Genomic DNA, 12,419 nt, shown 5'->3' with positions numbered 1-12,419 from the left:
GGTCATTGCGAGCACAGCGTACGGCGCAAGGAGGGTGGCGAGACGGTGCGCGCGACATGCCGGGACATTGCGCCGCACCCGGACAAACGACCTCGACGTGTTGACGACTAATTTATCCCGTTACGGTAAGGTGCGCAGCGGCGGGTTTTCGCAAGGCCGGTCATTGGCCACGCCTGCCGGCATTTTTCTTATTTTGTTTCAAACCTTTAAATAGCAGGTCGACATCATGAAGGCCTATTTCATCGGCGGCGGCATCGGCTCACTTTCAGGCGCAGCGTTCATGATCCGGGACGGCGGCGTGCCCGGGCAGAACATCACCATCTTCGAGAAGCGGCTCTATGGCGGCAGCCTGGATGGCGCCCGGCTGCCGGACGGCTCCTATTCGATGCGCGGCGGGCGCATGCTCACGACCACGCAGTATGAGTGCACCTGGGATCTCTTGTCGACGATCCCGAGCGCCTCCCAGCCGTCCGAGAACATCCTCAGCGAAACCGAGATGTTCAACAAGCTGCACGTCACGCATGCGCAGGCGCGGCTGGTCGACCGCAACCGGCACAAGGTCGACGTCACCACCATGGGCTTCTCGATGCAGGACCGCATCGAGATGACCAGGCTCACCGAGACGTCGGAGGACAAGCTCGGCAACTCGCTGATCTCGGACTGGCTGTCGCCGCCGTTCTTCACCACGAATTTCTGGCTGATGTGGCAGACGGCGTTCGCCTTCCAGCCATGGCACAGCGCGGTCGAGTTCAGGCGCTACATGCGCCGCTTCATGAACGAATTCCCGACCATGAATACGCTCGGCGGCGTCAAGCGCACAGTCTACAACCAGAACGACTCGATCGTGAAGCCGCTGGTGAGCTGGCTCGGTGACCGCGGCGTCAACTTCGCCGGCGGCACCGACGTGACCGACATCGCTCTGGTCACGGAGAACGGCAGGCATCGCGCCACGCGCCTCGACCTCCAGCAGAATGGCGTCAGCCGCAGCATCGATCTCGCCGCCGACGATCTCGTGTTCTACACGGCGGGCTCGATGACCGATGCGACCAGCCTCGGCAGCCATGACAGCGCGCCGAAGCAATTGACCAAGGAGGATAGCCACGGCTGGACGCTGTGGGAGAAGCTCGCCGCCGGCCGGCCCGAATTCGGCAATCCCCAGATATTCAACTCCAACATCCCGGAATCGAGCTTCGAATCCTTCACGGTCACGTGCCGCAATCCGCGCTTCTTCGATGCGATGCAGAATTTCAGCGGCAATGTCGCCGGCACCGGCGCGCTCGTGTCGTTCACCGACTCCAACTGGCTGATGTCGATCGTGCTGTACACCCAGCCCTATTTCCCGGACCAGCCGGACGGCATCCAGATCTTCTGGGGCTATGGGCTCTATCCCGACCGCGTCGGCAATTTCGTGCCCAAGCCGATGTCCGAGTGCAGCGGCGCGGAGATCCTGAAAGAGCTGTGCGGGCACCTGCGCTTCCCGCTCACGGTGTTCGACGACGCCACCTGCGTGCCGTGCTGGATGCCCTACATCATGAGCGAGTTCATGCCGCGAAGCCCGGGCGACCGGCCATTGCCGGTGCCGTTGACCTCGCAAAACCTCGCCTTCCTCGGCCAGTTCGTCGAACTGCCGGAGGATGCCGTGTTCACGATCGAATATTCGGTACGCGGGGCCATGCACGCCGTCTATCAGCTCATGAAGATCGACCGCGCCATCCCGCCGGTGACGCCCTATGACAAATCGCTGAAGGTGCTGCTGCAGTCGGTGGTCAAATCGTTCGCCTGATCCCGCGCGCGAGATCGTGATCGTCGGGCGCCGCCCCATTGATCTGGATCAGTTCCGCCCGGGAATGCGGCCGTTAAGCCCGGATCGTCAAAGACGACGATCCGGGTGAACCATCATGAAAGCGTATTTCATCGGCAGTGGCATCGGCGCGCTGGCCGGCGCGGCGTTCCTGATCCGCGACGGCGGCATCGCCGGGGGCGACATCACGATCTTCGAGAAGAACCTGCCGTTCGGCGGCAGCCTGGACGGCACGCAATTGCCGGACGGCTCGTTCTCGCTGCGCGGCGGCCGCATGCTGACCACCGACCATTACGAATGCACGTGGGATCTGCTGTCGACCATTCCGGGCGGCAGCGATCCCAGCCGCACCGTGCGCGACGAGACGATTGCCTTCAACAAGGCCCATGTCGCGCACTCGCAGGCGCGCCTCGTCGACCGCAACCGCCACAAGGTCGACGTCTCGACCATGGGCTTCTCGATGCAGGACCGGCTCGAGCTGGTCAAGCTGACCGAGACCCCGGAGGACAAGCTCGGCAACTCCCGCATCACCGACTGGCTGTCGCCGCCGTTCTTCACCACGAACTTCTGGTACATGTGGCAGACCACCTTCGCCTTCCAGCCGTGGCACAGCGCCGTCGAGTTCAAGCGCTATCTGCACCGCTTCATGAACGAGTTCGCGCGCATCGAGACGCTGGCCGGCGTCAAGCGCACGGTGTTCAATCAGTACGATGCGATCGTCGTGCCGCTGGTGAAGTGGCTGGAGAAGCACGGCGTCCATTTCGAGGGCGACGTCGACGTCACCGACATGGCGATCGCCACCGAGGCCGGCAAGCACGTGGTCACGCAGCTCACGCTCGATCGCCACGGCAAGAGCGAGGCGCTCGCCGTGGCGGCAGACGATCTCGTGTTCTTCCAGAACGGCTCGATGACCGATGCCACCAGCCTCGGCTCGCAATATGCGCCGCCGCCGCGCCTGACCAAGCGCGAAAGCAAGGGCTGGGCGCTGTGGGAGAAGATCGCGCAAGGCCGCCCGGAGTTCGGCAATCCCGCCGCGTTCAACTCGTCGATTCCGGAATCCTGCTGGGAGTCGTTCACGGTCACTTGCCGCAATCCGCTGTTCTTCGATGCGATGGAAGCGTTCAGCGGCAACCCGGCCGGCACCGGCGGCCTCGTCACCTTCACCGACTCCAACTGGCTGATGTCGATCGTGCTGTACCACCAGCCGCATTTCGTCGGTCAGCCGAAGGACGTGCAGGTGTTCTGGGGCTATGCGCTGCATCCCGACCGCATCGGCAATTTCGTGGCCAAGGCGATGGCCGATTGCAGCGGCGCCGAAATCTTGAAGGAGCTGTGCGGCCACCTCAACTTCGAGCTGTCGGTGTTCGACAATGCGAGCTGCGTGCCGTGCCGCCTGCCCTACATCACGAGCATGTTCATGCCGCGCAACACGACGGACCGGCCGCTGCCGGTGCCGGCGAATTCGAAGAACCTCGCCTTCGTCAGCCAGTTCGTCGAGATCCCCGACGATGTCGTGTTCACGGTGGAATATTCGGTGCGCGCCGCCCAGATGGCGGTCTATCAGCTGCTCAACATCACCCGCGCCATCCCGCCGATCACCCGCCACGACAAGTCGTTCCGGGTGCTGATCGAGACCGTGGAGAAGGCGTTCGCTTGAACCGCGCGAAGCGTTCAGTTGGCAGCGACGCAGCGTCGCTGCCGCGGAATGTTGGCCCGGTTGGAGCCACCGATGAGCTCGAGCACCTTCCCGGGACCGCAGGCGCTGCTCTGAATGGTCACCCGGGCGCCCAGTGAAAGCGAGCCCGGCGGCGGCTCGCCGGGCTGGGGACGGCTCAGATCGATCGCAGCCGGCGCGGGACGCGGCGCCGGTTCGGGACGCGCATTGTCGCGCTTCGCGACCGGCTTCTCGCCGCGCGCGCAGCTGCCGTCCGGGCGCAGCTCCGAACCGCTTGGACACACCATCTTCACGCAGCTGTCGCCATCGGCGCGATAGCCCGACTGGCATGACAGCGGACATATCCGGGAGCTCCGCGCCTTGAGTGCATCGAGCGCGGCGAGGCTCGGCTTTGCCGTTTCGAAGCTGGTGCGCGCAAGGCCGTTGAACTGGCCGAGCGCGCGCGCCGAGGCCGCATCCCAATCGCCACTGACGGCCGCATCGAGACAGCCAAGCCGCCGCAACTCCAGCTGCAGGGAGGTCGCGAGCTCGGAGTCGGAGAGCGGCGGCATCGCGAGCGCGGCGACCTTCTCGCCGGAGCCGCCATCGTCCCTCGCCCGGGCGTCAACAGCGGTTGGCTTCTCACCTGCACTGTGCCCCGGCTCGAGCGGGTTGGACCGCTCGGCCTTGCGCCGCGTCTCCTCCGCGACCGCCTTCTTCAGCTGCACGCGCGCGAGATCGGCGTAGAATCCGGTCGGATAACGCTGGAGGTAGGCCTGCCAGGCCTCCTTGTCGCTGGCCTGAAGCGCCAGCTCGTAGTCGCGACGCGAATTGTCGAGCGCGTTCGGCGCGGCCATTGGCGCGGCGGGTGCCGGCACGATCGAAACGTCGTCGCCGCCGAGCGAGCCGTAGACGTAGGGCTCCTGCCTGTTGCCGGTGCTCTTCAGCACGTCGTCGCGCACGAAGCCGAACGCCTTGCGGAGATCGAGTCCCGGCTTCGGCAGATGCTCGGAGATCGCGATGGCGAAAGGACTGTTGGCCGCGTCGCCGTCGGCGGCCGTCGAGCCGGCCTTGGCCGCGAAGGCGATCATCGTGTTCGGCGCGTTGGGCTCGACCTTGGCGAGACCCCGGCCGATCGATCGCGAGGCGATCGCCCGTTTCATGGTCTTGGCGAACGGATTGTCGCGGCAGGCATCGAGGATGACGAGCCGGAGCTGCTTGGCAGGCTCGACGGCCACCAGCATCCGGTCGAGCGACAGCGCCTCGTCCAAGACGTCGGTGTCGCTTTCGATGGTTGCGTCGACCGGAATGAGATAGTTCGTGCCGTCGAGCTCGATGCCGTGCCCGGCATAATAGATCACGGCCAGCTGCGCGTCGCGCGCCTTGGCGCCGAACTCCCGGAGCGCCTTGCGCATCTCGTTGAGGTTGAGATCGAACCGGCTGGTGACCGAATCGAACCCCGCGTTCTTGAACATCGTCGCGACGAGGGCGGCGTCGTTCGCGGGGTTCGTGAGCTTCGCGACGTTGCGATAGCCTTCGTTGCCGATGACAAGCGCCACGCGTCGCTCGGCATGCGCGGCACCGCACCCGATCACGAGCGCCAACAGCAATACGGCGATGGACCGTAGCGTAGGCATGCCCTTGTTCCCCCGACATTCAGCCGCAACACAGCATAATCGGGAGATCATCCGACGCCAGCCGAAACGTCTGTGATATGGCTCACAGCCACTCCGCAGCGCCCGTATGACGGTCGCCTAACGACCGTTCGCCAAGCGCACCGGCGCGGCCGGTTACCGTGGGTATCCGAACGGGAAGCACTGTCCGCCGGCCAGTTTCAGCGATCCGCACATCGCGCTGGCCTGCTGCTTCGTCTCGAACGGGCCGACCGCCGCGCGGTATCGGACGCCGCCCTTCTCGCCGAGGTCCACGCGCTTGATGACCGGCTGATACTGCCCGAGCACAGCCGCGTACTTTGCCTGCAGCACCTTGAAGGAGGCGAGCGCATCGGCCGCGCTGGCCTGCACCGAGATCACCACCAGGTAGCCGCTGGCCGCCAGCTCCGCCGGAGATCCCGCCGCCGATGGCGCCCGCTCTGTCTTGGGGCCTGCACCAGGCACGGCCTGCTCGGCGCGAGCCGCACCGCAACCGACGACCAATGACAACAGCAACAAGACGGTGGACCGCAACGCCGGCATGATCTCTCCCGATGATCCGCGCGCCGGCAGGGTAGCCGGGTGATCATCCCGTCGCAGCCGAAACGTTCGTGATTCGAATGACCGCCAGACGGGCGATCACCGACGAATGTGCGGCCCCAGAGACCCGAAATCGAACCGGGTCCGTGTCGCGGCAGTCTGCACTCTGCACGTTACCATGCAAATGAAAATTCCATACCAGAACTAATAGCCCAGCAGAGCCAGGCCGACCCAGCCCACCGCAAAGAGCGACAGGACGGATGTTGCAGCGGCAACAACAGACAATGAGACTTTCAAAGTCTTGAGGACCATACGCGCCTCCTTCAATACGAGCTGCATCGGGAGAAACCCCGACGCCGGTCCAGAAATTCCTGAACAACCGCTCGTAGATCCGAGTCGAGAAACATCAGGTGAGTGTGCGCGTCGGCACAAAGGTTCACGGTCCAAGCGTGGAGGGTTTCAGCCCTGGTGCAAGCCCAACGCCGGAGATCCGGTTCAGTTCCGCAATGGAACTGGAACTTTTCAAGAATGGGCCGCGGCGGTGTCCCGCTCGGGATCGCAGCTATTTCAGCGGCAGAAACACGTCTGCGGCCGCCTCATGCTCGGGCACGTCGGGAAAGAAGCTCAACCGCTGGCAATAGATCGGAAAGTCGCGGGCCTCCTCGCCGCTGGCCGGCAGCCAGTCGCGATAGAGGTAGAGCGCAGCCGGCTCCAGGTTGTGGGTGTTGCCGACGACCCGCAGCACCGCGCAGCGTCCGCCGGGGATCTCGCCGAACTTGACCTGGTCGCCATCAGCCTGACATGGCCGGTCGGTGCCGACGCAGAGATCGACGCTGTAGTCGGCCGGCGAGTCAGGGCGCCGCTCGGACCGCCAGACCGTGAAGGTCGGATGAGTCCGGGGGTGCAGGCCTGCGGCCTTACGCCAGGCGATGAAGCGCTGGACGGTCACGCCGAGCATCGCCGGGTCGCCGCGATGCTCGATGATCGCCACCCGCGTCGGCGGGACGTCGCGGATCGTCACGTCAGAGGGGGTGAAGGTGGTCTGCATGAACTTGCTCCTCGCGTCGTCGAGAGGCCCGAAGGCCGCTAGCCACGGCTCCCAGTCCGGAGATTTCCGGAAGGCTGACGGCGACTGCCCGATCCGCTGGCGAAAGGCGCGGGCAAAGGCATCCGGTGCATCATAGCCGGCCTCCATCGCGACATCGGTGACGCTTGGGGTCTCGCCATAGGCCAGCTGGTAGGAGGCGCGCTTCATGCGGGCGAGCTGGACGTAGCGATGCACGGACAGACCGAAGGTCGCCGTGAACTGCCGGTGGAAATGATACTTCGAATAGGCCGCGACGCTGCTCAGGGCCGAAAGATCCAGATCCTCGTCGAGATGCCGGTCAATATGATCCAGCACCCGCTGCATCCGGGCGTGGTGGTTTCGCAGTGCCGCCTTCATCGTTCCTTGCTCCGTGGCGACATCACCTAAGCGTGCCCGCGTCGGACGCGCTCGACCGATCTTGCGGCCTTATGGAGCGTCGAACATTCGGCAGCTCTGCCGACCAAGCCTCAGGGATCGACCGCTGTGATGACCCAGAACGCGGCGGGGACCATCACGCCCTGCGCCTTGGCGTAGCGCGCGAGCGCCTTTCTCACGGCGGATGTCGCGGCTTCCGCCGACTCGGCGGGCTGCCCGGCCACGGCCCGGCCGGCAGGACCGATTGCGAGCGCCGTCTGCACGGCCGCATCGAGGCCGCCACCGGCGCCGAGATCGAGCACCACATCGCAGCGTTCCAGCCGGACGCGGCGGAGCCCGGCGTCGGTCATCACCTTCTCGGCCCATTCCGCCGGACCGAAGGCAAAATCATCCGGGGCATGCGGCCTCAAGCCGGGCAGCTTCGGCACATGGTCATAGGCGGCCTGCAGCGGCTCCAGCGCCCAGGGATTGTCACGCAGCTCCCCCCAGCAGGCGAAGGCGACCCGTCCTTCCGAGCGCAGCGCGTTGCGGATGTTCAGCACGGCGCGCACGGACTCGTCGTCACCGGCGGCATGGCACGGCGTGGCGGCGGAGAGCGCCGCCACGATCATGAGACGCTTGAACATCGCGCTGATCCTCACAGTTTGTAGCGGATGCCGGCATAGACGCCGCGGCCGTTGCCGGGGTTGAACAGCGTCGAGGTTGGCGTCGCGCGATCGATGATGCTGGTGGTCGCGATATAGGCCTTGTTGGCGAGGTTGCGGCCCTCGAGATAGGCGGAGAAATTCCGGCCGTCGTCATAGGTCGCCTTCAGGCCCCACAGCAGATAGGGATCCGTGGAGAGCGTGTTGGCGCTGTCGACGAAATAGGCCTGCGGCACCCATTCGATGTTCGGCCCGAACGCAAAGCCGGCCGGATGCTTGTACAAGAGCTCCGCGCGCAAGAAGTGCGGCGGCGCGCCCGGCAGGCGGTTGTTGCCCCAGGTCGCATCGTTGCTGTAGCGGAAGTCGCTATAGGTGTAGGCGACATTCAGCCAGAGGCGGTCGGGGGTGTCGCTCTTGACGGCCAGCCCCTTCAGGAGGCTGAGGCCGAGGCCGGCCTCGACGCCCTGATGCATCGTCTTGTCGGCATTGGTGACGTTGCAATTGCCGAACGACGAGTAGAAGCACTGCAGCTCGTTGCGGATGTCGGCGTGGTACAGCGCGAAGTCCCAGGTGACGTCCGGCCGCCGGCCGCGGGTGCCGATCTCCCAGGTGGTCGCGGTCTGCGCCTTGATTTTGTAGAATGGGATGGTTGGAAAGTTCGGATTGAGGAAGGTCGGCGCCACGTTCTCGCCGAAGCTCGGCGCCTCGCCGCTGCGCGAGACGTTGGCGAACACCTGCCAGGCCGGATCGACATCCCAGAGCACGCCGAGCTTCGGGCTGGCCAAATCGTAGGCCGCGGTGCCAGCGACATCGCCGTTCAGGGAGAAATTGACCTGCTGGCGGCGGACGGCGTGCAGGAACTGCGCGCCGGCGATCAGCGAGACGCTCGGCAGCGCATACCAGGCATTCTCGGCATAGAGCGTATAGTTCTCCGGGTTCTGCACCAGCGAGGACATCTGCGTGCCCTTGTTGGCGCCGATATTGACGAACTGGTTGGCATCCGTGGAGCCGTTCTGGATGTTGAGCCCGACGGTGAAGCGGTTGCGATGGCCGCCGATCTCGCGGTCGTCGACCGCGCGCACGAAGCCGCCATAGTCGTGATAGCGGTAGTCGAGCCACTGGAAGATCGGATGCATCAGGTGCCGGTCGACCGCGAACACGCCGAACTCGACGTCGGTGTTGTCGAGATGCAGGGTCGACTTGTTGGCGACGCGCACCGTGTCGATGTTGCGCTGCCAGTCATTGAGCACGTTGTTGGCCGCGGCCGTCTGCGGCGACGTCAGCGCGCTGGTCTTGCTGACCTCGCCCGGGATGCGCTGCCGCACCGAGTTGGCATTCAGATAGAACCGGGTCTCGAAATCAGGCGAGACCTGATAGCCGACATTGGCGCTGCCGCGCTCGGACGTGCCCCAGCTGTGGTCGCGATAGCCGTCGGTGCGCGACGCCGAACCGGTCACGAAATAGTCGGCCGCGCCGGCGACGCCGCCGGTCGAGGCCTGGCCGCGCAAAAAGCCGAACGCGCCGCCATCCAGCCGGCTCTCGAAGGCGGACGCATCGCGCCCCGTCGGCGTGACGAAGTTGACGGCGCCGCCGAGCGAGTTGGCGCCGTAGCGCAGCGCATTGGCGCCCTTGTAGACCTCGACATAGCGGTAGGCGGTCGGATCGATCTCCTGGAAATCGCCATAGCCGTCGGCGGTGTTGATCGGCACGCCATCGAGATAGAGCTGGGTGCCGCGGAGATGGAAGTTGCGCGACAGGCCGGAGCCGCGAATCGACAGCCTGGTATCGTCGCCCCATTTCGGCTGGGCGAACACGCCGGGCACGTAGTCGAGCACGTCCTTGACGGTCTGCGCCGCACCGGTCTTGAACGCGGTGTCCGGCACGACGGCCACCGCGCCCGGCGTCTGCTGAATACGCTGGGTCGCGACCTGCGTGTTCGGCGCGGTCAGGCTCGGGGCCGGACCGGCGGGAGCTGCAACGGCCGTCCGGGACGCCGGTGCGGATCGGGAGGTGCGCGCCCTCGCGGCGGGCTGGGCCGTGGTAGCGGGCGGCACTGAACGCTGCGCGGCACGCTTGGCCGGATCGACCGTGACGGACGGCAGATCGGTCGGCGGCCGGGCTTGGGAGAAGCAGGGAGAAGACAACGTGACGAGGCACGTCGCCGCGCAAAGCGCGGTTACGGAACGGGACATGATGAACCTCTGGACGAACGAAACCTGACGACAAACTTCGATCAGGCGTTCGCGGGAGGTCCTTGCGACAGGCGGGGTTCACGCAGGCGGGTGTCGCGCGCCGCCCAGGCGGCGAAGCTCGCGAGCCGCAGTTCGCGCGCGCTGCGCACGAGCGTCGCGACGACGGGCGCGGGGACCGGCGCGGCATGGGCGGCGAAGGCACAGACGGCGCAGAAATCCTTGTGCACGATGCCGTGGCTGGGCACGCCGCCATCATGCGCCATGCCGCCATCCATCTCGGCGCAGATCATGCCGGCATCGCTCGACGCCGCTGCGGCCATCTGCGCCGACATCGCTCCGGCGAGCACCATCTGCAACGCGATCAGATAGGCGGCCAGAATGCTGACCGCCCTCCTCGTCCAGTTTGCAGTGTGTCGCCGCCTGTTCACGCCGAGTGCTCCCCCGGCGGACCATATTCGCCGCGCTGCGCAGGCGCAAGGCGTAACAGGCTTACCCCGTGATCTCATCAGTTCGCGCGCGAACGATGGGAATGCCGCACGGAAGCTCCTCAGCGGCGCACCAGCGCCTTGAGCCAGCGCGGGCCGAACAGCGCGAGAATGGCGGCCGCATAGATCGCGGCGCCGACCGCGATCAGCAGGACGAGCATGACCTCGTCCTGCGCACGGCCGACCGACGCCACATGCGGCGATGCCACGACGACCGTCAGCCACAATGCGGCCGCAAGCACGACACCGGTGACCGCGAATTTCAACAGCGACGAGGTGAGGCGGCGATCGACGACGAGATAGCGCTTGCGCACGGCGAAGCCGAGCACCAGCAGCAGGTTGATCCAGGCGCCGACGGCGGTGGCCAGCGCAAGTCCGACCTGCGCCAGGGCGCCCATCAGCAGCACCTTCAGCACGACGTTGACGGTCAGCCCCGTGAGCGAGGCCTTCACCGGCGTCGCCGTGTCCTTGCGCGCGTAGAACGTCGAAACTGCGCTGCGGATCATCACGAAGGGAATGAGGCCGACGGCATAGGCGGCGAGCGTTGCGCCCGCCGCCGCCGCATCGCCCTTGGTGAAGGCGCCGCGCGCGAACATCGCCCGCGTGATCACGTCGGGCACGGCGAGGAAGGCGGCGACGAACGGCACCGAGAACAGCAAGGTGAACTCGAAGGCGCGGCGCTGCTGCTCCATGGCGCCCTCATGGTCGTTGGCGGTCAGCCGCCGCGACATCTCCGGCAGCAGCACGGTGCCGATGGCGATGCCGATCACCCCGATCGGCAGCTGGTTGAGGCGGTCGGCATAATACAGCGCCGAGATCGCGCCGGCGGGCAGGAACGTCGCGATGATGGTGTCGGCGAACATCGCGACCTGCGTGCCCATCGATCCCAGGGTCGCCGGCCCCAGCGCCTTGAAGAAGGCGCGGATGTCGTCGTCGAGCCTGAGCGGCGCAAAGCGCGGCAGCCCGCCATGGCGGGCGAGATCGCCGGCGAGCAGGACATACTGCAGGAAGCCGGAGATCAGCACGCCCCACGCCGCGGCATGGCCGGCGGTGGGGAAGAAGGCGACCAGCGCCAGCGTCGCCATCATCGCGATGTTGAGGAAGATCGACGCCGCCGCGGCGCTGGCAAAGCGCTGCATCACGTTGAGCATGCCGCCATACAGCGTCACCAGGGTGATCAGCAGCAGATATGGGAAGGTGATGCGCGTGAGCGTGATCGCCAGCTCCCGCTGCGCCGGATCATCGGTGAAGCCCGGCGCCAGGATCGTCATCGCCTGCGGCATGAACACCCAGGCGAGGATCAGCAGCACGACCTGCGACGCCAGCAGCAGCGTGAAGATGCGGTCGGCAAACAGGCTCGCCGACGCCGGCCCCTTCTCGCCATGCACATGCGCATAGGCGGGAACAAAGGCCGCGTTGAACGCGCCCTCCGCGAAGATCGCCCGGAAATGGTTCGGCAGCCGGAACGCAATGAAGAACGCGTCGGCAACCGGCCCGGCGCCAAGAATCGCCGCCAGCATGATGTCACGGGCAAAACCGGTGAGGCGCGACAGCAGCGTATAGCCGCCGACGGTGAAGATACGTCCGAGCATGGGGGGGCTTGTAGAGGATTGCGGGGGGAGTTTGAAGCGGGGAACGAGGGCGATTCCGCCGACGCTCTTGCCTGCCGGCGGGTCGCTGGCAAGACTCAACGGTGAAACCCGACTTGCGCCACACATTCCGCCGTCGTCCCGGACAAGCCTGCCGACGCAACGCAACGGCAGGCGCCGATCCAGGGGCCATACGCCGTCCATCGGTGAGGCGCGCGGAACGAGCCACCTGCCCGTTGCCGGCATCACGCGGTATGAGTCCCGACGTTCGCCGGGACGACGCCAGGACGTACAGCCTACTCCCATCTTTGAGCTCAAGGCTTTGACGGACGCAGGCGGTCGCAGTGACAATTCTGATAACTATTATTCTCTTGCGTTTTAACGGAATTCATGATCATCT

At 65.8% G+C, this 12,419-nt stretch carries 10 protein-coding genes; 3 read left to right on the top strand and 7 right to left on the bottom strand.

Translation table 11 applies throughout. From position 1 onward, the window contains the following. From BRAS3809_RS37115 to BRAS3809_RS21810, 3 genes are all read left to right on the top strand, one after another. Positions 1-214 (top strand): hypothetical protein (locus tag BRAS3809_RS37115; protein ID WP_210161110.1); only part of this gene is annotated, 214 nt, incomplete at its 5' end. A gap of 12 nt (positions 215-226) precedes the next feature. Continuing rightward, positions 227-1,783 (top strand): oleate hydratase, encoded by a 1,557-nt coding sequence (locus BRAS3809_RS21815; RefSeq protein WP_008964200.1) that lies wholly within the window; start codon positions 227-229, stop codon positions 1,781-1,783. Positions 1,784-1,898: 115 nt separating this feature from the next. Then, positions 1,899-3,458, top strand: a complete 1,560-nt coding sequence (locus BRAS3809_RS21810) for an oleate hydratase (protein ID WP_008964199.1) — start codon at positions 1,899-1,901, stop codon at positions 3,456-3,458. Between the two features lie 14 nt (positions 3,459-3,472). Here the strand turns inward: BRAS3809_RS21810 and BRAS3809_RS21805 are convergent, their stop codons facing one another. The 7 genes from BRAS3809_RS21805 to murJ form a co-directional block, all read right to left on the bottom strand. Further along, complete coding sequence (locus BRAS3809_RS21805; protein ID WP_008964198.1) at positions 3,473-5,092, bottom strand: caspase family protein; 1,620 nt, start codon at positions 5,090-5,092, stop codon at positions 3,473-3,475. 153 nt (positions 5,093-5,245) lie between these two features. Beyond that, positions 5,246-5,650, bottom strand: a complete 405-nt coding sequence (locus BRAS3809_RS21800; protein ID WP_008964197.1) for an SPOR domain-containing protein — start codon at positions 5,648-5,650, stop codon at positions 5,246-5,248. A 559-nt stretch (positions 5,651-6,209) separates the two neighbouring features. After that, the gene (locus BRAS3809_RS21795) at positions 6,210-7,091 is read right to left on the bottom strand and encodes an AraC family transcriptional regulator (RefSeq protein WP_008964195.1); all 882 of its coding nucleotides are present in this window, start codon (positions 7,089-7,091) and stop codon (positions 6,210-6,212) included. A gap of 110 nt (positions 7,092-7,201) precedes the next feature. Beyond that, positions 7,202-7,735, bottom strand: a complete 534-nt coding sequence (locus tag BRAS3809_RS21790; RefSeq protein WP_008964194.1) for a hypothetical protein — start codon at positions 7,733-7,735, stop codon at positions 7,202-7,204. Positions 7,736-7,746: 11 nt separating this feature from the next. Continuing rightward, positions 7,747-9,945, bottom strand: coding sequence for a TonB-dependent receptor family protein (locus tag BRAS3809_RS21785; protein ID WP_008964193.1), 2,199 nt, complete (start codon positions 9,943-9,945; stop codon positions 7,747-7,749). A 41-nt stretch (positions 9,946-9,986) separates the two neighbouring features. Then, complete coding sequence (locus BRAS3809_RS21780; RefSeq protein ID WP_008964192.1) at positions 9,987-10,373, bottom strand: DUF2946 family protein; 387 nt, start codon at positions 10,371-10,373, stop codon at positions 9,987-9,989. Positions 10,374-10,492: 119 nt separating this feature from the next. After that, positions 10,493-12,022, bottom strand: a complete 1,530-nt coding sequence (gene murJ / locus BRAS3809_RS21775) for a murein biosynthesis integral membrane protein MurJ (protein WP_008964191.1) — start codon at positions 12,020-12,022, stop codon at positions 10,493-10,495. Positions 12,023-12,419 lie beyond the last annotated feature (397 nt).

The sequence above is a fragment of the Bradyrhizobium sp. STM 3809 genome (assembly GCF_000239795.1).
Lineage (GTDB): Bacteria > Pseudomonadota > Alphaproteobacteria > Rhizobiales > Xanthobacteraceae > Bradyrhizobium.
Note: the sequence above shows the minus strand (reverse complement) of the source record. Positions and strands in the feature narration are given on the sequence as shown.

Bases quoted from the DNA above. Each gene is read 5' to 3' on its own strand.
- BRAS3809_RS21815 (WP_008964200.1), top strand. From the start codon at position 227: ATGAAGGCCTATTTCATCGGCGGCGGCATCGGCTCACTTTCAGGCGCA.
- BRAS3809_RS21810 (WP_008964199.1), top strand. From the start codon at position 1,899: ATGAAAGCGTATTTCATCGGCAGTGGCATCGGCGCGCTGGCCGGCGCG.
- BRAS3809_RS21805 (WP_008964198.1), bottom strand. From the start codon at position 5,092: ATGCCTACGCTACGGTCCATCGCCGTATTGCTGTTGGCGCTCGTGATC.
- BRAS3809_RS21800 (WP_008964197.1), bottom strand. From the start codon at position 5,650: ATGCCGGCGTTGCGGTCCACCGTCTTGTTGCTGTTGTCATTGGTCGTC.
- BRAS3809_RS21795 (WP_008964195.1), bottom strand. From the start codon at position 7,091: ATGAAGGCGGCACTGCGAAACCACCACGCCCGGATGCAGCGGGTGCTG.
- BRAS3809_RS21790 (WP_008964194.1), bottom strand. From the start codon at position 7,735: ATGTTCAAGCGTCTCATGATCGTGGCGGCGCTCTCCGCCGCCACGCCG.
- BRAS3809_RS21785 (WP_008964193.1), bottom strand. From the start codon at position 9,945: ATGTCCCGTTCCGTAACCGCGCTTTGCGCGGCGACGTGCCTCGTCACG.
- murJ (WP_008964191.1), bottom strand. From the start codon at position 12,022: ATGCTCGGACGTATCTTCACCGTCGGCGGCTATACGCTGCTGTCGCGC.